The sequence below is a fragment of the Nocardia sp. NPDC060249 genome (assembly GCF_042728755.1).
Classification (GTDB): domain Bacteria; phylum Actinomycetota; class Actinomycetes; order Mycobacteriales; family Mycobacteriaceae; genus Nocardia.
This window is the reverse complement of the sequence record NZ_JBHXAQ010000002.1, coordinates 435814-457612: the sequence shown is the minus strand read 5'-3', so window position 1 is coordinate 457612 and position 21799 is coordinate 435814. Positions and strand designations below refer to the sequence as shown.

22 protein-coding genes and 2 pseudogenes are annotated in these 21799 nt (G+C 62.9%); 16 read left to right on the top strand and 8 right to left on the bottom strand.

What is annotated here, in order from left to right:
- The first annotated feature begins 526 nt into the window (after positions 1-526).
- A complete protein-coding gene (locus ACFWFP_RS09770) occupies positions 527-781 on the top strand; it encodes a DUF6283 family protein (protein ID WP_379294325.1) in 255 nt (84 codons plus the stop codon).
- 5 nt (positions 782-786) lie between these two features.
- On the opposite strand, the gene ACFWFP_RS09765 is transcribed toward ACFWFP_RS09770, so the two are convergent.
- Positions 787-1521, bottom strand: a complete 735-nt coding sequence (locus ACFWFP_RS09765; RefSeq protein ID WP_379294324.1) for a hypothetical protein — start codon at positions 1519-1521, stop codon at positions 787-789.
- A 670-nt stretch (positions 1522-2191) separates the two neighbouring features.
- On the bottom strand, positions 2192-2920 hold the full coding sequence (locus ACFWFP_RS09760; protein WP_379294323.1) for a pentapeptide repeat-containing protein: 729 nt from the start codon (positions 2918-2920) through the stop codon (positions 2192-2194).
- A gap of 305 nt (positions 2921-3225) precedes the next feature.
- Between ACFWFP_RS09760 and istA the strand changes: the two are divergent.
- The 8 genes and pseudogenes from istA to ACFWFP_RS09720 all read left to right on the top strand — a co-directional run bounded on the left by istA (position 3226) and on the right by ACFWFP_RS09720 (position 10646).
- Positions 3226-4397: pseudogene (gene istA, locus ACFWFP_RS09755) on the top strand (IS21 family transposase).
- Positions 4394-5100, top strand: a pseudogene (gene istB, locus ACFWFP_RS09750) (IS21-like element helper ATPase IstB); the annotation flags it as partial. The pseudogenes istA and istB, both read left to right, overlap by 4 nt.
- Positions 5101-5804: 704 nt before the next feature.
- Positions 5805-6002 carry a hypothetical protein gene (locus ACFWFP_RS09745; RefSeq protein WP_379294322.1) on the top strand — a complete coding sequence of 66 codons (198 nt, stop codon included), beginning with the start codon at positions 5805-5807 and terminating at the stop codon, positions 6000-6002.
- Positions 6003-6558: 556 nt separating this feature from the next.
- Positions 6559-6693 (top strand): hypothetical protein, encoded by a 135-nt coding sequence (locus ACFWFP_RS09740; protein WP_379294321.1) that lies wholly within the window; start codon positions 6559-6561, stop codon positions 6691-6693.
- Positions 6694-6947: 254 nt separating this feature from the next.
- Positions 6948-8303, top strand: coding sequence for a VWA domain-containing protein (locus ACFWFP_RS09735; RefSeq protein ID WP_379294320.1), 1356 nt, complete (start codon positions 6948-6950; stop codon positions 8301-8303).
- A 41-nt stretch (positions 8304-8344) separates the two neighbouring features.
- Entirely contained in the window at positions 8345-8506 is a 162-nt protein-coding gene (locus ACFWFP_RS09730; protein ID WP_379294319.1) for a hypothetical protein, read from the top strand.
- Between the two features lie 514 nt (positions 8507-9020).
- The gene (locus ACFWFP_RS09725; protein WP_379294318.1) at positions 9021-9680 is read left to right on the top strand and encodes a hypothetical protein; all 660 of its coding nucleotides are present in this window, start codon (positions 9021-9023) and stop codon (positions 9678-9680) included.
- A 459-nt stretch (positions 9681-10139) separates the two neighbouring features.
- Complete coding sequence (locus ACFWFP_RS09720) at positions 10140-10646, top strand: EAL domain-containing protein (protein WP_379294316.1); 507 nt, start codon at positions 10140-10142, stop codon at positions 10644-10646.
- Between the two features lie 138 nt (positions 10647-10784).
- On the opposite strand, the gene ACFWFP_RS09715 is transcribed toward ACFWFP_RS09720, so the two are convergent.
- The 3 genes from ACFWFP_RS09715 to ACFWFP_RS09705 form a co-directional block, all read right to left on the bottom strand.
- Positions 10785-11054 carry an SHOCT domain-containing protein gene (locus ACFWFP_RS09715; RefSeq protein WP_379294315.1) on the bottom strand — a complete coding sequence of 90 codons (270 nt, stop codon included), beginning with the start codon at positions 11052-11054 and terminating at the stop codon, positions 10785-10787.
- Between the two features lie 832 nt (positions 11055-11886).
- Positions 11887-12276, bottom strand: a complete 390-nt coding sequence (locus tag ACFWFP_RS09710; RefSeq protein WP_379294314.1) for a hypothetical protein — start codon at positions 12274-12276, stop codon at positions 11887-11889.
- A gap of 403 nt (positions 12277-12679) precedes the next feature.
- Positions 12680-13438 carry an NAD(P)H-dependent oxidoreductase gene (locus ACFWFP_RS09705; RefSeq protein ID WP_379294313.1) on the bottom strand — a complete coding sequence of 253 codons (759 nt, stop codon included), beginning with the start codon at positions 13436-13438 and terminating at the stop codon, positions 12680-12682.
- A gap of 205 nt (positions 13439-13643) precedes the next feature.
- On the opposite strand from ACFWFP_RS09705, the gene ACFWFP_RS09700 reads away from it, so the two are divergent.
- From ACFWFP_RS09700 to ACFWFP_RS09685, 4 genes are all read left to right on the top strand, one after another.
- Positions 13644-13967: a hypothetical protein gene (locus tag ACFWFP_RS09700; protein ID WP_379294312.1), complete on the top strand. Its 324-nt coding sequence runs from the start codon at positions 13644-13646 to the stop codon at positions 13965-13967.
- Between the two features lie 236 nt (positions 13968-14203).
- Entirely contained in the window at positions 14204-15439 is a 1236-nt protein-coding gene (gene metK / locus ACFWFP_RS09695; protein WP_379295112.1) for a methionine adenosyltransferase, read from the top strand.
- Positions 15440-15621: 182 nt separating this feature from the next.
- A protein-coding gene (locus ACFWFP_RS09690; protein WP_379294311.1) for an IS5 family transposase occupies positions 15622-16442 on the top strand; the annotation gives its coding sequence in 2 pieces (ribosomal slippage) (positions 15622-15964 and positions 15964-16442; 822 coding nt in all).
- Positions 16443-17443: 1001 nt separating this feature from the next.
- Positions 17444-17596, top strand: a complete 153-nt coding sequence (locus tag ACFWFP_RS09685) for a transposase (RefSeq protein ID WP_379294310.1) — start codon at positions 17444-17446, stop codon at positions 17594-17596.
- A gap of 645 nt (positions 17597-18241) precedes the next feature.
- Here ACFWFP_RS09685 and ACFWFP_RS09680 read toward each other — a convergent pair.
- The 3 genes from ACFWFP_RS09680 to ACFWFP_RS09670 form a co-directional block, all read right to left on the bottom strand.
- On the bottom strand, positions 18242-18448 hold the full coding sequence (locus ACFWFP_RS09680; protein WP_379294309.1) for a hypothetical protein: 207 nt from the start codon (positions 18446-18448) through the stop codon (positions 18242-18244).
- The gene (locus ACFWFP_RS09675) at positions 18438-18635 is read right to left on the bottom strand and encodes a hypothetical protein (RefSeq protein WP_379294307.1); all 198 of its coding nucleotides are present in this window, start codon (positions 18633-18635) and stop codon (positions 18438-18440) included. Before ACFWFP_RS09675 ends, ACFWFP_RS09680 begins: the two co-directional genes overlap by 11 nt.
- A gap of 281 nt (positions 18636-18916) precedes the next feature.
- A protein-coding gene (locus ACFWFP_RS09670; protein WP_379294306.1) for an IS5 family transposase occupies positions 18917-19713 on the bottom strand; the annotation gives its coding sequence in 2 pieces (ribosomal slippage) (positions 18917-19383 and positions 19383-19713; 798 coding nt in all).
- Between the two features lie 154 nt (positions 19714-19867).
- Between ACFWFP_RS09670 and ACFWFP_RS09665 the strand changes: the two genes are divergently transcribed.
- From ACFWFP_RS09665 to ACFWFP_RS09655, 3 genes are all read left to right on the top strand, one after another.
- Entirely contained in the window at positions 19868-20512 is a 645-nt protein-coding gene (locus ACFWFP_RS09665; protein ID WP_379294305.1) for a hypothetical protein, read from the top strand.
- Positions 20513-20771: 259 nt separating this feature from the next.
- Positions 20772-21377, top strand: coding sequence for a hypothetical protein (locus ACFWFP_RS09660; protein ID WP_379294304.1), 606 nt, complete (start codon positions 20772-20774; stop codon positions 21375-21377).
- 98 nt (positions 21378-21475) lie between these two features.
- The gene (locus ACFWFP_RS09655) at positions 21476-21736 is read left to right on the top strand and encodes a YegP family protein (protein WP_379294303.1); all 261 of its coding nucleotides are present in this window, start codon (positions 21476-21478) and stop codon (positions 21734-21736) included.
- Positions 21737-21799: the final 63 nt, after the last annotated feature.

Genomic DNA, 21799 nt, shown 5'->3' with positions numbered 1-21799 from the left:
ATGCGGTGGGGAGGCCTGGCGCGCTTGGTTCCCGCTGCAGGGCGGGTACCGATACACTGTGAAACGCCAACCACTAGCTTGCATCAAGCCTGTGCGCGGCCGATTACCCCATCACGAACGCCCCGAGCCCGTTGCTAGCGAGCTCGGGGCGTTCGGCGTTGTGCGGCGGCTTGAAGGGGCGGACCGGGGAAACCACTTGGACTCGCAGCTGAGCCCTTCCTATTCCTGGCAGAGACGAATCCAAGCGGGAATCTACGGGTCGGTGATGCTGAGTCATCGATAGTCTGTGGATCGGGCAGCCGAAGTTAGTGGAAGTTGTGGAACCGAACGATGCGGCGGGCGCGGATGAGATGGGGCCGCCGGCGCCGCGGCCGTGTGTGAGTTGTCCGTACCGGCGTGATGTCCCCAGCGAGGTGTGGGATTTCGCCGAGTAAGAGAAGCTGCGTGCCTACGACGTGATATGAGTGGGCAGGCTCCCTAGTTGTTTCAATGCCACCAGACCGATACGGACTTGACGGGGCGGCGAATGTGTGCGGGCTGGGTGGGTTGCCATGGTGGTCGGGAGTTGTTGGCTCTTCGTCTGGCTCTGGTGCAAGGGCGGATCGGCGGCCATACATTCGAAGTGGCAGAAGTGTACGAGTCGGCGGTATCGTTGTTCGCCTCCAGCGCGGCGGCTGACCATGGCCAGGGGGAGATTGACAAGCCGAGTGTGGACGCACAGGATGCGATCCGAAAGGTCGCTCGAATCCGCTCAGATCTGGCCGCTCTTGAACCGCGCTGACGTGATCAGCGGCGTCTTTTCTGATTTGCCCGTCCGCGGTTGAGGGGACGTTTCCGCGTCGCACCTTCTGGGCGGGGCGGGTTGGTTAGCAGGTACTCGATCGGTCTTCCGGTTGCCTCACGGGGTTGATCTTCCTGCGGCACAACAGATGTCTTGACGGCTGGAGTCTTTGCGGCGGCGGTCGGTGTTGGGTCGGCCCGCAAATGTTCGGGGACCTTTCGCAACAGGGCGTTCAGGGCGCGCGAAAGCCCCTCGCCTTTGGTGGCTACCGAGATCGGGTAGGTCGCAGTTCGCACCTTCGGCCCGTCTCGGTACTCACGCTTGGGAGAGCCGAGGACAGCCTTTCGATCGAGGACATCGAGCCGATCGTCTCCGAGGACCTTTCCCTGGTAGATCTCCAGGTCGCCGATGTAGGGCGCTCGGTCGGGTTGTCGCGGGAAGAACCCGGTGTTGGGGTAGAACACGATCTCGCAGCTGGTGGTTAAAAGTAGGAAGTTGACTTCCTGATAGTCAGGGCAGCTCCAGATCACCTCGCGACTCAGGACCCAGCAGAGGTGCCCATCGAAGAGCCTGGTCTCGATGTCGGCGCGAAGACATGCTGCTACGACCTTCCGTGCGTACGCGCGGATGCGGTCTGGGTGCAGGTTGGATCGTTCGTAGGCCAGCTCGCATTCAGTAGGTGTTCGCGGCATTGATACCTCGACAGTCTGGGAAAGCGGTTCTTGGACATCGGAATCCACATGCGTCCGAGAACTGCGCTTGTACTAGCTCTTCGCTCCACACTTGTCGTTGGTGCACCGCCCATCCTCGGTGCACTTTGCGCCACACTCGTTGCATTCTTTCGCCACAGCTCAGCCTCCCTGTCAGCGCCGTGTCCGACGCGATTTGGCCAAGCGAGTCTATGACCCAGGACGCGCCGAGGTTGCCGAATCGGGCGAGATCGCCACCGCCAGTGTCGCTTCCGGGTTGACGATCTAACGTCGCAGGTTCGAGCTCGGCAGGACATGCAAACATGGGCGACTGGGAAACGCCTGGTCATTGTGGACCAGTCCGCCGGAGCCGCGCAGATGCAGGGCGGCGGTGAGTGGACGGGCCCAATGGCGATCAGCGCCGCCACCTCCCCGCGAGAAACGGGTGTGCTGTAGAGGAATCCTTGTCTGCGGTCGCACCCGAGGGCGATTCAAATAGCTGCGGCAGTAAGTGTTTCGAAACCCGCGCAGCAGCGAGCAGAAAATCGACATCGCGGCCGAACCAGTCCACTCGATCCTGAACCCTGCCCGAGGAGATCCTGTTGTCGTTCGTGATGGCACACGAAGAACGGGACGCCTTCCCCAGGCGTCCCGTTCTTCCGAGAATCTCTGCGTGGCCGGGGTAGGCCCGGTCGACCTAACGGTGTCCGCTCAAGCCGCCTTACCCGATCACGGGTGGGACATGGATCTCTGCGCAATCCGAGTGCGTGAAGTCGCCGAACGCGTCGAAATGGTCGTGCAACGTGCACCCCATGAAGCCGTCGCGGCCCGGAGGACCCGGCTCCCCACGGTCCCCCTGATGCCCTCGGGGACCACGATCTCCCTGCGATCCCCGCGGTCCCACCGGTCCTGGGTTACCCTGTGTCCCTTGCAGACCGCGCTGGCCGCGCGGGCCCTTTGGGCCGGGTGCCAACCCCGAGGCGCCGTCCAGGACCGCGTCAGTGAAGTTGGCGCGGGTCACGTCGGCGAATCGCAGATCGGCTCCAGTTAGATTCGCGTCTTCCAAGTTCGCCGTGACCAGGTTCGCGAGCCCCAGGTTTGCGCCGGACAACTTCGCCCCGGTCAGATTCGTACTGGTCAGGTTCGCCATGAACAGGTTAACGTTGCGCAGATCTGCGCCTGACAAGTCCGCCCCGGACAGGTCCGCGAAGGATAGGTTGTGATCGCGCAGGTCCTCACCGGGCAGTTTTGCGCCGTGGCAGGATGTTTTACGTCCCAACATCTCTGGGTTGGCGACGATTGTGCAGGTGCCGTGTTTCGGCGCTGCGCCCGCGATCGAGGCCGGCGCCCCGAGCCCCACCGCGGCCAATGCCACAGCAAACAGAAGTACGACGGGTCGACGGGTAGCAGAGGCTCGCACTGCTGCCGGTTTGTCAGTGTTCCTAGTCATTGCTCTCTCCTGGAAGGTGTCCGCCGGATGGTGGCGGTATCGGTGTGCCACCAGTCAGTAACACTCTTCAAAATTAAGCTCTGAGCAGCAGTTTTCTCGTCCGGGCAGGTACTGAAGTCTCTACGGGGCACCACGGTTGACCTGGGCTGGGCGTAGAGGTATCGCGTCGTGCGCTCGTGGTTGTCGCTTCCGCCTGAAGACTGATCCTCTGATTCCGGGTGAATGCTGACCCACCCCGTGAACGATCATGAGGTGCTGACGTGGAGGACTGGGCGGAGATCCGCCGGTTGCATCGCTCGGAGGGAATGGCGATCCGCGCGATCGCTCGTCGGATGAAGGTTTCGAAGAACACGGTGAAGAAGGCGTTGGGCTCGCATGAGCCGCCTCGGTATCAGCGCGAGCCGCGAGGGTCGGCGGTCGATGAGTTCGAGCCGTTGATCCGGGCGGTGTTGGCGGAGTTCCCGGACATGCCGACGACAGTGATCATGGAGCGCGTCGGCTGGCCGCGCGGCAAGACGGTGTTCTTCGAACCGGTGCAGCAGTTGCGGCCGTTGTTCAAGCCGGTGGACCTGGCCTCGCGGACCGAGTATCAGCCCGGCGAGCTGGCCCAGTGCGATCTGTGGTTCCCGCCGGTCGATGTTCCGTTGGGTTCGGGCATGTGGGTCATCCGCCGGTGTTGGTGATGGTGAGCGGCTATTCACGGATCATGGCCGCGGCGATGATCCCGACCCGGCAAAGCCCGGATCTGCTGGCCGGGCACTGGGCGTTGATCTCGGGCTGGGGCCGTGTCCCCCGAGCGTTGGTCTGGGACAACGAGTCCGCGGTCGGGCAGTGGCGCGGCGGCAAACCCCAGTTGACCGAGACGAGGAACGTTGGGCATCAAGTTGATTCAGTGCCGACCTCGGGATCCTGAATCCAAAGGTCTGGTCGAACGAGCAAATGGATATCTGGAGACCTCGTTCCTGACGGGCCGCGTGTTCGCCGACCCGGCTGACTTCAATACCCAACTGGTCAGTGGCTGGTCAAGGCCAACCATAGCCACCATCGCCGGTTGGAGTGTCGACCGGTCGATCGCTGGGATGCCGACAGGCAGGCGATGCTCGAGCTGCCGCCGGTTGATCCAGTGGTCGGATGGCGACTCATCACGCGCCTGCCTTGCGATCATTACGTCCGGTTGGACTCCAACGACTATTCGGTCCACCCGGCCGCGATCGGTCGGCGAGTGGAAGTCCGCGCCGACCTCACCGAGGTGACGATCAGCCTGGCCGGCACCGAAGTCGCTCGTCATCAACGGTGTTGAGCCGACCACCAAACCATCACCGACCCTGATCACGCGGCTGCTGCCGCGGATCTGCGTCGGTCTCGGCGCCTGGTCGCGGTTCCCGCGCTCGACACCGATATCGAGCATCGCAATCTTTCCGACTACGACCGAATGTTCGACCTAGACGAGGCGAGCGGCAGCGAGGAGATCGCCTGACGGCCACAAAGTCCGCGACAAATGGATCACGAACGTCTCGTCCGAAATGGCTTATCTCGCAAGAGCTCTCAAAGCACCATCGCTGGGCGATGCGGTTGAGCGGCTGCCTGAGCGGGCGCGTAGCGAGGGCTGGAGTCATGAAGAGTTCCTGGCGGCTTGCCTGCAACGCGAGGTTTCCGCCCGCGAATCCCACGGCGGTGAGGGCCGAATCCGAGGTGCTCGGTTTCCATCGCGAAAGGCGTTGGAGGAGTTCGATTTCGAGCATCAACGTTCTCTCAAACGCGACACGATCACCCATCTCGGGACTTTAGATTTCATCACCGCCATGGAGAACGTCGTATTCCTCGGACCGCCGTGAACCGGCAAAACCCACCTGTCGGTCGGGCTCGGAATCCGGGCCTGCCAGGCCGGGCATCGCGTTGCCTTCGCGACCGCGGCGGAGTGGGTCTCACGACTGGCTGAGTCCCATCACTCCGGAAAACTGCAGGCAGAGCTGATAAAGCTCGGCCTAATTCCGCTGATCATTGTCGACGGAGTGGGCTACATCCCGTTCGAGGCCGAGGCTGCGAACCTGTTCTTCCAGCTCGTGTCGTCTCGTTACGAGCGGGCATCGTTGATCGTGACCAGCAACAAGCCCTTCGGCCGTTGGGGCGAGGTCTTCGGGGATGACGTTGTCGCCGCGGCGATGATCGACCGCCTGGTGTGGCTCGACGATCTGCACCGATTCCTGACTCCCGGACAGGATCGCCCCGATCGAGGGGGCGACGGGCGCAGAGGGGTCGGGAGTCAGCCCTGCGCCGCAGAAGGGGCCCGGCGACTGTGTGAACCTAGCGCTACCGAACAGGGAACTGGTCGTACCCAGCAGGTAGGGGTCGAGGGCTGTGACAGTAGGCAGGTCACCGTCGGGGCCGATGATGTCGAGCAGGTCCTGCAACCGACTTGCCACGACCGGCGTGTACCCGCCGAGGGTGCCTTCGTCGGAATCGACCACTGATGTGACCACCCCGACGCCCACTCGAGCCCCGCGACCAGCTACACCGAGGCCAACGTCGAGCACTTCCGACGGCCGCCGTCCTCGTGCGGCGGAGCCCGCGGCGGGGCATTTCCCCAGGTGCGGGTATTGGGTCTGGCCGAGTGCGGGTCGCACGCGATCGTCGAATGTGGCGCTGGGGACCTATACCCGAGGCGAGCAGACCCCGACCGAGTCGGTGACGCGGTCACTGCGTCCGGGGACGCTACTGCTGGCCGACAGAGGCTTCTTCAGCTACCGGTTGTGGAATCTGTGTGCAACCACTGGCGCGGACCTGCTGTGGCGGATGAAATCCAATGCTGTACTGCCCGTCGAAAAGCGTTATTCGGATGGCTCTTTCGCGTATTGCCTGTATCCGGGGGCCAAGGCGCGCCGCAATGACGACGCTCGCTGAACTTGGCTCTGTCCGACTTTCGATGATCGGTGATCGGCCCCGTGAGGTGGTCCGGGTAGATATCTGGGTCGTGGTGGTTGTCGATGGTGGTGCAAAGGTGTTGTGGCGGTTGACGTTCCCACATCTGTCCGAGGTGCGGGTGTATCCCGAGACCTGGGGCCCGACCGACCTGGCGATGTAGAGCCAGCCGGGGCACATAACGATGGAGTCGAGTGACAGCACATTCGAACCAGAGGAGGTCGGGGAGGACCCAAATACCGGTTCCGGGGGCGGAACTCACCATGAGGACCGCGACCTTGGCTCGCAGATACCCGAACGTAACAACACCCCAGCACCGACCGATCATTCGGCGATACCCACACTCCGACAGGGACAACCGTGACCATCCCGCCCCATCCCGCACCGCGCCCCATGCCCGCCGCCGCGGCCGCCCAAACCCAGCACCCGTCTGCCACGGCTCGTCGGCGGGGTGTTCGTGGCTGTGTTCGTGGCGCTGTCGATCATCGGCAACCTGATCAAAGACGGAGACGGCGACAACAGCGTCGTGTTGACAGCGGCAGCTTCCTCGGCGCCCACCAGCCAGCCGTCAGCGACGACTCGGGGACCTGCGGCGACCAGCGCGCCGGCCCCCGCCCCCTGCTGTGACTACCTCTGGGCAAGGGCTGACGGCGGTCGCACCGTTCTCGGCAGGACTGAACCCCCGGTGCAGCGAGGCTCCTGCTGAATTGGTGGCCGCAGTGGCGGTCGGGTTGAAAGACCGCACCAACACCCTGGTCCACACGGTCCGGCTACGCGGCGCCGACGGCTACGAGTACTTCGCTGCGTCGATCATCGCAACAGACGGCAAGCTGGTCCAGCGCTCTGATGTATAGGTGCGAGGGCTCGGAAAGGTGTGGGCAGCATCCGGAGGCGCCCGCAACGCGTCGAGCTTCGACCGCGCATCGCGCGGGCTGGGAATCGATCTCGCCGGAGACGACTTCCAAACCGTGGATCGATGCGCCTATGACTGGAGCAAGATCACGGGATACCGGTGAACGCCCGAACCCGGCACCGAACAGCGGAGCTCGTGCGGCCCAATAAAGTCCGACCCGGCACCTACTCGACGATGAACGGTTGCAGTCACCTCATGCAAATCCTGAAGATGGGCGAGAACATCGCTGTTTCGGCGGCGTCTGTGCGGGTGCTGATCGGCTGGTCGGCAGGACCCGCAGATCCTGGCCTGGATGCGTGTGCCCTGCTGCTCTCGTCAGCGGGAAAGGTACGCAGCGACAACGATTTCGTGTTCTACAACCAGCCCGACCATCCCACTGAACCGGTGCGGCATCTGGGTCGACGCGGCACAGTCGACGCGGTCGAAGTCCAGCTTGCGCGTCTCGGACAAGATATCGACTGTATCGCCGTCTGCACCTCGGCCGATGGACGCCCCTTCAAACAGATCCGGGGTCTGCATCTGCGTGTCATCGACACCGCGACGGGCACCGACCTCGCCCGATTCGATATCACAGCGGGCCCGGAAACCGCGCTGCTGGCAGGCGAGCTCTACCGACGGCAAGGAACGTGGAAGTTCCGTGCCGTCGGACAAGGATGGGCCAGCGGTCTGGCCGGCCTGGCCACCGACTTCGGCATCACCATTGACGAGACCGACAGCACCGCCAGCGCGCAAACCGTTGTCGCGCAGTCTGGCCGAGCACCGGCGTTGCGACCTGGCATGGCCGCGCCGCCGCGGATCAGCCCGGGCGAGAATCTCTTGCCACTGGATATGCGCAAGCGGCTTTCCACACGCAAGCACCAGGTGGTCGAGATCCTGGCCAAATACGGAATGGCCTACGCGACAGCGAGGGTCGTCCTCGTCTTGGACAGCTCCGGATCGATGATCCACCTGTACCAGAAGAAAGTCATCCACCGCGCGGTCGAACGCGTAGGCGCCGTCGCCGCCCAACTCGACGACAACGCACAGATGCAGGCCTGGGTCTTCGCTGAGAACCCTGCCAGGCTTCCTGATCTCGCCATCGCCGACCTCCCTCAGTGGATCTCGCTGCATGTGCGATCCGGTGAACTGCCCCGGTTTCGCACCTTCCCGCTCCAACCTGGTCAAGTCGACATGTCCGCCGTCGGTGTGGTCAACGAAGAACACAAGGTCATCGCCGAAGTCCGCAGCTTCGTCGCGGTCACACCAACTGCCGTCCCCACTCTGGTGCTGTTCTTCTCCGACGGCGGGATCTACCGTGACGTCGAGATCGAACAACAGCTCCGGGCCGCTGCCGACGAACCCATCTTCTGGCAGTTCATCGGACTCGGCACCACCAGCGGCTACGGCGTACTCGAGCGGCTGGACACGATGACCGGACGCCGAGTCGACAACGTCGGGTTCTTCGCCGTTGACGACCTGGACAGTCTCACCGACGCTGACCTCTACAGTCGGCTCCTGCAGGAGTTTCCATCCTGGATCCAAAGTGCCCGACAGGCCTCGATCGTGCGGTAGCCGCACCAGGACGACCGGTCTACACACCCAAGCAGCAATCGGTGCCCACCACCGCAATCCACGTTCTCAACGGTCCGGCATATGACCATCGCTATCAGCACACACCGACGAGCCCCGACATGGCTGCGCAGCAGCGCCGGTGCCGAGGCGGGGTGGCGATGTTGTCGACGGCCAACTGCGAGGTCTACTCCGCGCAGCAGTAGCGGCAGGTGGGTACTGCAACGGGTCGGTGGGGAAGGTCACGTACTCGTTGGTGGCTCGTGGCTCCGTTCGACCCTGGTACCGGGTATGTGCCACGGCGAACAGTTTTGGCCGCTACACGAAATCTTGACGGCGACCGGGAATTCGTCGCACTACTCGCTCATGTGGCCGGAAAACCGGTCACCGCGCGCGGGGGTACCAACCCAACCCGCGGACGGGAGTAGGAAGGGCGGGCGCCGATACCCATTCACCAGATTGGCAAACATTTTCGTGACGTGACACACTCCAGTGTTGGCGGGTTCCGACTCCCGACTCTTCGGACACATGACGTGAGGGGAATCTGTGAACGGACCGTACGGTGGCGCCCCACCTCGACGGCCAGGGAACCGTCGTGGCGGCGGGCGGAGTTCGAAACAGAACACCTGGATCGTGCTCGGTGTCGTGCTCCTGATCTTGACGTGTTGCTGCTCGGGACTGTTCCGCAAGAACGAGAAAAATGCGTCACCCACGGGCGCTGTGACGACGACCCCGCGACCGCCGGATCCTCGTGAGGCCTCGATATTCAACGCCACGGTGGTCTCCGTCTCGAGCGGATCGGTCAGGGTCTCTGCCGAGAGACACGAACTGTCTCTCACCCTGGCCAACACCGGCGCTCCGATCGCGTGTTATAGCGAAACGCACGACGTCTTCTCGACGCGCCTTGCGACGATTCTGCCCGTCGGCAGCGCCGTGACCGTCGTGCGCGCCGCTCCGGGGGTTGCGTCCGACAGGAAGGCCTTCATCCACGTCGGAAGCGCCAGCGACACATCAATTCCTCCGTCGGGTCCGAGCATCAACGAACAACTGGTTACCGAGGGAAGCGCAGCGCTGAGTGAGGCGCGAAGGGACTCGACGACGACCTCGCACCAGGATCAGATCGCTGCGATCCGGGCACAAAGCCAGCCCGTCGCCGTGCCCTACATCGACGCGATCGCTCGGGCGGACGGGGCAGCATGGGAAGGCCGGCTCGGCGCGATCGGCGAGTGCAGAAACCGACTGGATCGCGAGGAGGCGGAGAAGAGGGAGAAGTGGGGCCCCGACGGGCGTGCAGGCACCGACGATGACCCCGAAAAGCACTACACCTCGCCACCGTCGGCGGGCACCGGCGGCGGAGGGGGGAGGCGGGTGTCGACGTAGCCGGTGGTGCTGACCCTTGGGGCGCAACGATCCGATCAGTGCCGCCCTCCCGATACCCGACTATCGAAGCCGCGGAGCGTCCACGCTGAAGCTCCGCTGATGAATCCCGCAGGGAGATCATCGAGATCTACTCAAAGCCCGTCGGGTCGCGACACCGGCGTGGTCGCGCGACTCCGCCACGGACACCGTCCACGCCTGACCGACTTCTCGCCGAAAGTCGCTACAGCCCAACAGTTGCGGGCGTGGTCAGGAGAGGAAGGGCAAGACGACATCGCGCATCTCGCCTGGACGGTCGAGTTGGATGATACGACCACTCGGTACTAGAGCCCGGGGCGTTGTCGGTTGTCAGTCGATCCTGCAGCCCACCGGGGGTGGTGGGTGTGGGTGCAGACTGCAGCGTATTCGGCCGGTGTCGGTAGCCCAGTGCTGAGTGGCAATGCCGGAGGTTGTGTTCGCATCTTGCGCATCAATGTCTCACCACCACTGCTCGATGAACCGGACTTCGTCGAAAACCTCGGCGCCACACTGAGTCAGTCCGGACTCCCCGCTGCGGCGATCTGTCTCGAGATCGTCGAACGTGAACACACTGACTTCGATGCGACCGTGGCTACCGTTCGAGCGCTCAAGCAGGTGGGGGTGCGGGTCGCGATCGACAGTTTCGGCACCTACAACAGCTCTCTATCGATGATCCAGCGATTGCCGGTGGACTCGCTGGAGATCGACCGCAGCTTCGTCCAGGGACTGTCCAGTAGCGGCGACGACATCGCGATCGTGCGCGCCATCATCGCTATGGCGCACAGCTTCGGCTTAGACGTGTCCGCAGCTGGATTCGAAACATATACTGCCGCAGATACTTTGAATGACCTCGGGTGCGATCGGGGACAAGGGTTCCTCTACAGCCCGCCCATGCCTAGAGATGAGATGTCTGCGCTGATCGCCACCGCGTGCATCCACCCGGGATCGTAAGGCTGATGTGTTGGGAGATCGGGACTGTGCCCGTGTCAAGCCGTCCTCGCCGTTCGAATACTGATCGCTGCTGGTCTTGCCGCCGGGCAGACGAAGTCCACCCTGCATGCTTTCAGACGTTCGCACTGTACCCGTCGGTCACATTCGACCGAGGAGTTCCTGCTTCTTCGTCTCGAATTCTGACCCCGACAGAATCCCGGCGTCGCGAAGCTCTGCCAGTCGCTTGATCTGATCCACGGGATCAACTGGCGGTAGAACAGGAGAAAACGCCGGCGGCGCGGGCGAGGGCTGCCGGAACTCTGCGATCTTGCGGCGGACAGCGTCGGTGATGGCGCCAGCATCGGCCGCGAGCATTTCCCCGATCACCGCGCGGTTTCCTGATGCATGGATCGTCATCTCCGAGGACACGAACCGCTCTTGCTTGCACCGAGCTGATCACAGGGATCGGGAACACGCGCCCGACAACCGGTCGTGGCCGCTGAGCGCGACGACCCGCTGCCGGGCCTGGACCGAATCCGGTGCCGCCCACGCCTTGCCGCAACGCGGTGGTGATCGCCGATGACGGCTACCAGGGCACCGGTGTGATCATCCCGCACCGCCGATCACGCAGTGTCGAGCTGCCGGAATGGAAACAGGCTCACAACAAAGTCCCGCCGAAACCTCCAGCCCGTGTCGAGCATGCTTTGGCGCAGATGAAGACGTGGAAGCTGCTGCGGTACAGTCGGTTACGTGGTGACGGTGTGGGTGTTGCAAAGGCAGGGATAGCGACTCTGGCCAACCTTTGCCCACCCCCACTGACTCCTGACCGGTGGACCGCCCACCGTCACCGCCCCAGACTTACGGGACATCCCTTAATGAGTCCTGGGGACGGCCTTCGTCGATTGATGGTTGACCCCGCCGATCCCATTTGACCTGGTAGTCGTGTCGCATCCGGCATACCGAACAGACCGTAACCGATCGAAGTGCGTGCCGTTTCGGCAGCCGGAAGCCCAGTCGACAATGCGCCGCCCCGGCGTAGTCGGTGCGGAGCCAGCGTGGAGGTGTATAGCGTGACTGCCGTCGCTGTGTCGACCGGCTCACGCTGCACGACAACGAAGGCGAACCCGCGTATGTCCGCCACCCGACACGATGGCGGTTTCTGGATCGAGTGAGTGAGCTGAGTATCACCATAACGAGGTTGTTCGGATCATGTACCCAGATTCCGGCGCATAATGAAATCCTTTGGCTTGGTTGCGGACGTTTAGATACCGGTTGGGAACACAGATATTTCGCTCGGAGAAGCGCAAGCTATTTGACCAACATGGAGTGTGGGGCGTGGTCTGCTGGCCTCAAGTAAGAGGTTGCCGGGTTTGAGGTCGAGTACGACGATTCCGTCGTCGAATACGGTGGTAACTAGGCCGCAGACCATGAGTTGACCATTCTTCAGATAGATTCCCTCACTAGGTGGGTCGGAATCATAGATCTGAATTTCTGAGAGCTCGTCGCCCAGTTCGATCTCCACGTCGTACTCGACGCCCTCTACTCCGAGGTTCCTACCGGCCCACACTGCGGTCCAATCGCCGCTGCGTGATCTGACCATTCCCGATGTGCCGGTCGGCATGTCGGTCAGCAGGGTTACGAGCATCATCATGTTCCCTTCGGGAAGGGCACTCGAACAACTCGGTTGTCGAGGTGCCACGCGTTTGCGGACGGATTGTAGGTCCATGTTTCGTCGTGGTACCTGCCGACACCGTCGGGCGACCTGGAGTGCGCCGAGACCCTGGTCGTGCCGGCCTGCCTCAACGTGCACGACGGCCCGCCGCCCGAACTGGTCGACGCGGTGCGCGACGCTCACCGGCGCGGCGTGCGCATTCTGTCGATCTGTTTCCGCGGTGATCGATGGTGTCCCAGTACAGCGAAAGCCATGGGTGCTGGCGGGTTTGGTCGGGTTCGAGCTTCTGGCCGTGGAACGCGGTGTTCGGTGCGGCGGCCGCTGCGGGGACGAAGGAGCAGGTGGTGCCGGTATAGCCTTCGACGGGGCCGTGGCAATGGCGTTAGCTCCTGAATGGAGCCGTCAGGCCGCATGGATGGGGGCCCAGGGTCGTGGCGAGGTCGCGGTCCTGCTCGTGGGCGGCGGCCAGCGACGCCTTGTGCAAGGGAAGTAGCGGGGCGAGGGCCGCCGCGTGTGGGGCCATAATCAGTTCGGGGATCACCGCGGTCACGTTCAGGCCCAGAATGCCGCTGCCCAGGACGGCCTCGAGCTTGGACACGACAAAGTCCAGGCCGTATTGGGGGTTCCGGGGCCGTAGCTGCCGCCACGAGCCATGATCAGCACGGCCGTGCGGCCCGCGACCGGGGAAGCGCCGGTGAGGTTGAGGGTGCGGTAGGGCACGATGATCTGGTCCAGCCACGCCTTGAACAACCGACGGCATCGACAGGTTGTACATCGGGACGGTGAATAGGTACCCGCCCGCACCGAGGAACTCCTCGATCAGCTCGGCCTGGACAGCGGCGGTTTTCGCCTGCTCCGAGGTGTGGCGGGGCCGGTCGGCGTCGCGGGCGGTGATGCCCGCGGCGTCCAGGTGCGGAACCGGGGTCGAGGCGAGGTCGCGGTGGACGACCGGGCCCTGCCAATGATCGCGGAACGACAGCGCGACCTGGTGGGAGACCGACGCCTCGCCCCGCGAGGAGGAACGCCCGCGATGACCAGTCCGATGAGGGCTGACGCCCGAGAGGTGGCCGTAGACAGGCGCCCGATCAGTTCGGCGCTGTTCGGGGGCAGCAGCGCCGCGGACGTAGTGTCGGTACTCCAACCCTCCGCGCTCCAGCGCGAGAATTCCGGTGGCAGTTGTCTTGGATGTCGGTGTGACCGAACCTCGGTGAATCGGCAGCACCTGGTTGTTTGCCCCGATGGCAGGGCTTCGTGCAGCGTGTCGTTGAAGATCGTGGCCGTATGCCCATCAGTTCCAACATCATTCACGTCCTGCAGCATGGATTGGGACGCCTTATAGTGGCCGCATGTGGCTGTATGCCGTGTGGGGAATGGTCGGCGCAGCCGTCAACTGTGGACTGGTATTCCTCGAAGCGACTCAACGTTCCAAGGGCTGGCCTTGGGCCCGTCCGGAGGGGCCAGGCGGAGTGATCTACGCGGTGTCGATTGCGATCCAGTTACTCATCGCGGGTGCCACAGCCTCAGTCGTGCTGGGTAGTGGCCTGGTCGCGCCAAACATCTTGGTGGCCTTCGGAATCGGCACTGGCACGCCGGTAGTTGTCAAGAAGCTCAGTGCCTACGTGCAGTCGTTGTTGCCTGGCGATGACGAGTCGGACGGAAGTGAGCAATGAGTGGTACTTATTCCACACGCCGGCTGCTTGCTGCGTTGGCGCAGTCGACTCCGGCTTTTGCCGGTACCTCCGGCGCACCCGTGGGGGACAGGATCTGGTGGCGTCGCCTCCTGGCCGCTCTAGCAGGCACCACTCCCGCGTTCAGTCCTGCGATAGGCGACGAATACCGTCCCTCGAACACACAGGGCCCACACTCGGCGCCCGCACCAGTGCCCCCGCCGACTGGCGCATTTCCGATCACGCCCGCGGCCGAGCAACATCGATTCGCGCCCACAAAACGCCTGTTCACCAGTGAGTCGGTGACCGAGGGGCATCCCGACAAGATCGCCGACGCCATCAGCGATGCCGTTCTCGACGCCATGCTAGCCCAGGATCCGGCCAGCCGGGTCGCGGTGGAGACGATGGTGACCGCGGGTCAGGTCCATGTTGTCGGAGAGGTGACTACTGCTGCCTATATCGATGTCTCCTCAATCGTGCGTGAGACGATCATCAGGATCGGCTACGACTCCTCGGACATGGGATTCGACGGCAGCATGAGCGGCGTGAACGTTTCGATCAGCTCGCAGTCGCCCGATATCGCTCAGGGTGTCGACACCTCGCACGAGGCGCGTGTCGGCGGCTCCGACGACGAGATCGAGCGTCAGGGTGCCGGTGATCAGGGCCTGATGTTCGGCTACGCCACCACCGACACTCCCGAGCTGATGCCGTTGCCGATCGCGCTTGCGCACCGGCTCTCGCGCAAGCTCACCGAGGTCCGCAAGTCCGGTGTGCTGCCGTACCTACGTCCCGACGGCAAGACCCAGGTCACCATCGAATACGACGGTGACCGCCCGGTCCGGCTCGACACCGTGGTCATCTTGACCCAGCATGATGCAGGCATAGACCTCGACCACGTTCTCGAGCCTGATATCCGTGAGAAGGTTCTCGATCCGGTGCTGGCCGACTTGGGACTGCCCGGCCTGGATTCTTCCGGCGTTCGCTTGCTGGTCAACCCGACCGGCAATTTCGTGCTCGGCGGTCCGATGGGTGATGCCGGTCTGACCGGCCGCAAGATCATCGTCGACACCTATGGCGGCATGGCTCGCCACGGTGGTGGCGCGTTCTCCGGCAAGGACCCGTCGAAGGTGGACCGCTCGGCCGCCTACGCCATGCGCTGGGTCGCCAAGAACGTGGTGGCCGCCGGGCTGGCGGAGCGCGTCGAGGTGCAGGTCGCGTACGCGATCGGCAAGTCGGCGCCGGTCGGTCTGTTCGTCGAGACCTTCGGCACCGAGAAGGTCGATCCTGCACGGATCGCGGCCGCCATCTTGGAGGTCTTCGACTTGCGACCGGCCGCGATCATCCGCGATCTGGACCTGCTGCGCCCGATCTACACGGCGACCGCGGCCTATGGTCACTTCGGTCGCACCGATGTCGAGTTGCCCTGGGAGCAAACCAACCGTGCCGACAAGCTCCGCTCCGCGGTTGGTCTCTGACCTCGATCCGTGGGCGGCAGTGACATGGCGTGGTCGCTGCCGCAGCTTAGCTTCCTGATTGGCGTCAATGCCGGTCGCGTTCGCGCTGGACGGCCACAGCGGAAGACCTTAGAGGGTGTCTCACGTCGGAGTTGGGTAGTCACGATCCAACCGGAACCTGGTGTAATGCATGATGTTCGGTCGTGACCCACAAACTGTCGTTGCGTTTGGTGCTCGATGAGCTGTGGCAGCTGGTTGAGCCGTTGCTGCCGGTGTTCACCCCACGTCGCCAAGGTGGCGGTACTGCACCGACCGATGAGCGGGCCGTGTTCGCCGCGGTCGTCTATGTGTTGACCAGCGGATGTGTGTGGCAGATGCTGCCGCCCTCGTTCGGGGTGACTGTTCCGACGGCGCACTGCCGGTTCACCGCCTGGACCGAGGCGGGCCTGTGGCGGCGCCTACAGTGCGCCGTGCTCGACGAGTTCGGCAGCGAGGGTTTGCTCGACTGGTCGCGCGTCGTGGTCGACGGTGCGTCGGTTCGAGCAAAGAGGGCCCAATGACCGGGTCGAATCCGGTCGATCGGGGCAAGTCGGGCTCGAAACTACACGTACTGTCGGACCGGGCGGGGATACCATTGACGGTCGCGGTCTCGGCGGCCAACACACCTGACGCCGCTGCTCTGCGACCGTTGGTGCGATCGATCCCGGCGATCCGTTCCCGGCGCGGTCTGCGTCGACGCAAGCTGGGAAAGTTGCACGCGGACAAGGCTTATGACCACCACGAACTACGGGACTGGGTGCGGGATCGAGGAATCGGGGTTCGCATAGCCCGCAAAGGAATCGAGTCGAGTCAACACCTCGGCCGACACCGCTGGGTCATCGAACGCACCATCGCCTGGCTCGGCGGCTATCACCGGCTCTCGATCCGCTACGACCGCAAGGACACTCACTACTGCGGGTTCCTCACCCTGGCAGCGGCGTTGACCTGCTACAAGAACCTAGTGAAAGCCCGGTCAGCGACATGAGACACGCTCTAAGAGTTCAAAACGCCGTCATCTGGTGGCATCCGACCGCAATACCCATCGCTGCCGTGATCGGCGGAGCCATCCGTGACAAATTTAGCACCGTCAACGCCGAACGACCGGTAGCTTGCTCGGCTACCCGACAACTGACGAGATCGTCCTGCCGGCGGCATCTACCGATCTGCTCATGCGAACTACGCATGAAGCGTAAGCGTTAGGTCTTTAGCACTAGTAGATAATTCAAGGAACCAGCATCGCTCCGAATCGCCGAAGGGCTCGCCCCAGCACCCTTCGAATTCATACCAGGGGCAGTACCCGGATAGCTTGTCTCCCCACCCTGCGACCCACTTTGAACCATCCCATGCCCTGGCGTGGACGTAGTAGTGAAACCGTGGGCTCAGGTCCCCGACGAGGATGCGTTTCGGTTGGGCCGTGAGGGGTGGCGCCCCTTTATATGGCGGAGGGGCTTCCCAATATGGGAAGACTCTCCACCATCCAGCCTATACCCACGGACCCTCCGGGTTATATCCACATCGTTTATCCGGATAAAATACAGACTCCGGAAAAACGACAGCGACCCATATTACTGTCTCGTACCGGTTGTCAATGTAAAGACTCATTTTCGATCTGCCCTGTCATCGCCCTCTGGCTGCGCTCGATGCGCATCCGCCCGAGACAAAGGGTGATTGTCGGGGTCTGAAGCGAGTTCATCTGCGCTCTTCTGAATAGACCATCTGCCATGGTAGTTGGGCGCTGCGGAGCGATCAGTGGGACGAGGAAGAGCCTCGCGTTCGTCGGCAGCTCCGCTATTGTGAAAAGGGAAGTTCTCATCTCGCGGCACAATCACGATGATCTCCTATGGTCCCGACAAGCGGCCGGGCCGAGTCCGCCGGACCGGTCTATTCCATCGTACCCCTTGCCGCTTTCAAGTCACTCATGCTTAGAGCTCCTAACAGGTTCTGCCGGGTAGCGACGAGTCCTGTTGTAGTGCAGGATGTTTCGTCGTGGCAGCGCCGTGGTTCGTGGACGACCGGCTGTGGGCAGTGATCGAACCGCTACTGCCGGTCAAGGCGCCGGGAACACCGGGACCGACACGGATGAACGATCGGCCTGTCCTGCAGGGGATTTTGTTCGTACTGATCACCGGTATCGGGTGAGAGGGCCTGCCCCAGGAGTTGGGATTCCGGTCCGGCATGACGTGCTGACCCGCGACGCCGAACCCGCCCACCGGCTCCGCCGACGAGCTCGCTGCGGAAGAGGCATTCACCGAACAGGGAAGCTATTCGCTGATCCAGTGCGCGCATTCGCATCTCGTTCAACTCCTGGCTGCGGTACGCAAGGTCGACCCAACGATCTTTCCGTCCTAGCTCTGCACCCGAGTCGCCCAGGTTGGTGCACCACCGATTCGTCACGGCGATCGTCAAGCCTGATGGCGGACCGTCGCCGAGATCGGCGCCGGGTTAGCGCTCGGGCCCGGAGTCGATCTCGAGTGCCAACGGCGGTATCGTGCCGGTGTACTCCACGGCGCGGCCGGGCGGCCCAGGGTGGGGCAGTGCCTCGCGCGCGGATCGCGGGGACTGGGCCCGCAGCGAGCGCAGCACCCGGTCGATGTCGGCGCCGCGGACCCAACCGCCACAGCAGCAAACCCCGCAGCCCCAACCGCCTGCCACGGAGACTGAATCCAAAATGACGGTTCGGGCCATCGAGGCGACCGGCCAGACTCGTATCGGCACGTTGCTACGCAAGGTTGACAACGATCTGCCCGCAGGCTGGAGCCACCGAACGTTCGTGGCCCCAGCGATCTAGTTGCCGTGTACGCCATCGGAGCTGTCGATCTCGGGGAGAAACTTGGCGACGAAGGCCAGTGCGGCGGCGAGTAGCGACAGCTGCGCCCTGGTTCCGGTCGCGATATAGAGGCCCATGTGCTCGACCAGCTCGTGGCTGACAGTGGTTTCGGTGCTTCTGTCGGCGGTGTTGTGGCCGATGTCGTGGCGCCAGTCATGCAGCACGATGGCTTCCAGCGCAGCCTAGAGCCGGGTCGACGAGTTGGGCGGGCAACCGCCACGCCTCCTCCTGATCGCCCTCGGCGGCAGAGTCGTTGGCGTGGCGCAAGGCTCCCGCGAAGTCGACGGCACGGCCGATCTGCCCGAAGAGATCGGGGTGATCGGGCGCGAGTACTCGCAAGATCTCGGACATGGTCGTGACTTCCTCTCGCACCGGGGCGTGCTGCCCCTGGTGCCATTGTCGTGCGGGGTCATGAATCGCTCATATCTGGGCGGTTTCGATGCAGTAGACCTTCTGCTTCCCAACGGGCGGAGCAGTCCGGCGCGAGCACGGATTCCGGGCAAGTATCCTGTCGTGGTAGGTGTCACCCAGAATCTGAAGCGCCGGTCATGCCGACTCGTATCGCGAATCTTGGTCCGCCACAGCTACTTCCAGCGAATATCCAGCTCATTCTTTGCCTCTAAGAGCTCCTATCAGGTTCGATTGCTGAGTCGTCGCCAGCAGATCAGCGCAGCGGCGAGGTCAAGGAATTCCTGGTGGATGTCGGTGCGACGTTCCCAACGAACGGCCAAACGCCGGTATTGGTGCAGCAAGGCTAGCGTTTGCTCGACGATCCAGCGGCCGGCGGTCACCTTGTCGCGGGTGCCTCGTCGTGGGATGTAGCCGGTGATCCGTCGGCGCTCGAGTTCGTCGTAGACCCGGGGATAGTCGTAGCCCTTGTCCGCGATCAGGGTCGCAATCTTCTCGCGTGGTCGGCCGGGGCGTCCTCGCAGCGGCCGTACTCGATCGAGCAGTTCGGATAGCACGAGGTGGTCGTTGACGTTGGCCGCTGATTGAACGATCGCGAGCGGGAGGCCGTTACCGCAGGTCAAGATGTGATGCTTCGATCCGGTTTTACGGCGGTCGACCGGGCTTGGACCGGTGTCGGCGCCCCCTTTTTGGCCCGCACGTGCGAGCCGTCGGGGATGACGCGGTCGAAATCGATCAATCCCGCGCGGTGGCAGTGCGCGAGCATCGTGGTGTGCATGGCCTCGAATACCCCGTCGGCCTGCCAGTCGCGGAGCCGCCGCCAGCAGGTCATCCCGGACCCGAATCCCAGCTCCTGGGGCAAGTCTTCCCAGCCGATGCCGGTGATCAGCACGAACAAGATCCCTTGCAGGACAAACCGATCGTTCATCCTTGCTGGTCCCGGTGTTCCCGGCGCCTTGACCGGTAGTAGCGGTTCTATCACTGCCCACAGGTGGTCGTCCACGATCCACGGCGCTGCCACGACGAAACATCCTGCACGACAAGCAGACTCGCCGCTACCGGACAGATCCTGTTAGGAGCTCTAAGTACAGGTGAAGCAACGGGCCGATTCGGTCGGCGCGCCACGCAGCCGCGGATACGCTTGAGGCCGTGCTTTCTCGACATCGTTGAACAGCTTGCCCACGAGATCCCCCGAGCACGTGGGGTGGTCGACTATCGACAACCTATCACCGACGACCGCAAATAACGAGACAGTTCGACACCATGCGCAGTTCACTGCCTTCGATACTCTGTCAACTGGCTGCGGCCGCAACGGAGCGCGTCCCCGCAAGAGGGATATTCACGCTACGGCGGACTACCAGACCGTTGCACGCGTCGAGGCTGAACGGGTACTGCAATTGATCACAGACTTCAGCACGCTGCTCGACAATTTAGATACCCGCCTTCTCCTCAAGACGCGCGAAATATTGAACGACATCAGTAAAGCGGTGCGGAAAATTAAGCAGATCGACAGGGAATGGGGCTACTTCCGCGGTACAGCGAAAGTGTATGTGCCCTACACAATCGAGCACGGCACCAGACTTCTTCCTTCCCTAGGTGGACCGCGTCCGCCCAACTCAGCTACCATAGCGGCGGGGGTGCCCTGCGTTGCGCAGGCCGGGCTTGAAGGGGATCCAGAAACACCGGCTACACCCGAGGCAGCAGCCCAGCTCTTCCTGGGGAGCCTGCACAGTAATATCGCCAAATCAGGACTCCCGCTCGAAGCCGTACCGTTCCCGCCATCAGATCCAGCGGCCACCATCACAGTCAGGGTTCCATGAGACAAGTAATCCCCTCATAAGAGGTGAGCTCTTGCGTGAGCGTCAGTATCAGCACAGGCAAGTACGCACAGAGTACGCAGTACGGTCGCGCGCCGCCCGCGCTGACCAACTCCGCAAACGGTGAAAGGGCTGGCGAGGCTCGCGCCATCAACAGCCCCAGCCGCGCCAGAACCGGCAAACCGGATACAGATCGCTGTCCTGAAGTCCGTATCACGAGTACCAGATCATCTACTTTTCAGCAGATTCCCAAGGAGGTTATGTGCTCGACGATGACTTTTTACTTCAGGTCGAAAAGGCTCAGCAGAGAAGAGCAGCGGAGAAGCATCGCGAAGCGGATGCTGAGGCTCAGAAAAACGAGCTCACTCGGCGGACCTTGACGCAATTTTCCGACCTATTGGAAAAAAATGGTTTTCGATCCATAGCCGTCTTCCGAACGGTCGAAGAATACAGTTCGGAATCGTACGGGTTTATGAAGAGGCATACACGGCCTATTACAATAGTCGAACACGAATTGATTGGTTATGGCTGGCCGCTGGGCTACTGGGCCAAGCCTTACGATGGAGAATGTGACAATTACTGCTACATTCCTGACGTTGGCGTCTTATCGGTTAATTTTGGGAAACTTCCCGAGAACATGTTTACCGTTCACGAGGCCACGGGCCTTTTGAGTAAACGTATGGTCATCGCGCCCGAGTTTATGGACGAACTTCTCATTCCGGATTATGCCCTCAAAGGCCATGACCGCGGGCGCTCTTGGAGCGCATACGAAAGAAGAAGCTCCGAGCTGGTTCGCAGCGACTGGGGCGCTCCACAACCGCGGCAGCAGTTGGCAGATTTTGCGGCCAGTCTCCTCCGGCCGGACTGACGCGCCTCCGCACACCCCTGCCGAGCAGGGGTAGAGGTACTTACAGAGTGCGCAGCCCGCCCTTCAACAACCGTCAACCTCAACACAGCCAACGTCATATGAGCTGGTCAAGCGACTTCACCAACATCCAGCAAACGCCCAGGTGGCAGCCCGAGCTCTACAAGAACGACTCCGGCGAGTTCCAGGGGCGCGTCAATGCCGCGAACGGTGAGACCATCGCTTCGGGCCAGGGCTACAAGAGCAAGGCCTCGGCCGAGAACGGCTTCGAGTCGGTGCGGAAGAACGCCCCGACCTCCGCGCTCGCGAAGCGTTTCGGCGTGGGTGACCGGGGTCGTCGTGGGAAGAAGGGCCGCCGCTGATCCCATGTGGCGTCGACGACCGCGCCGACCGGAAGTAGCGCGTACGGCGGGAACCGAACGAAA

What these genes read in the sequence shown, in the direction of transcription:
- ACFWFP_RS09770 (WP_379294325.1), top strand. Translation starts at nt 527, where the DNA reads ATGTGTGCGGGCTGGGTGGGTTGCCATGGTGGTCGGGAGTTGTTGGCT.
- ACFWFP_RS09760 (WP_379294323.1), bottom strand. Translation starts at nt 2,920, where the DNA reads ATGACTAGGAACACTGACAAACCGGCAGCAGTGCGAGCCTCTGCTACC.
- ACFWFP_RS09745 (WP_379294322.1), top strand. Translation starts at nt 5,805, where the DNA reads ATGACGACGCTCGCTGAACTTGGCTCTGTCCGACTTTCGATGATCGGT.
- ACFWFP_RS09735 (WP_379294320.1), top strand. Translation starts at nt 6,948, where the DNA reads ATGCAAATCCTGAAGATGGGCGAGAACATCGCTGTTTCGGCGGCGTCT.
- ACFWFP_RS09710 (WP_379294314.1), bottom strand. Translation starts at nt 12,276, where the DNA reads ATGATGATGCTCGTAACCCTGCTGACCGACATGCCGACCGGCACATCG.
- ACFWFP_RS09700 (WP_379294312.1), top strand. Translation starts at nt 13,644, where the DNA reads ATGTGGCTGTATGCCGTGTGGGGAATGGTCGGCGCAGCCGTCAACTGT.
- ACFWFP_RS09675 (WP_379294307.1), bottom strand. Translation starts at nt 18,635, where the DNA reads ATGTCCGAGATCTTGCGAGTACTCGCGCCCGATCACCCCGATCTCTTC.
- ACFWFP_RS09655 (WP_379294303.1), top strand. Translation starts at nt 21,476, where the DNA reads ATGAGCTGGTCAAGCGACTTCACCAACATCCAGCAAACGCCCAGGTGG.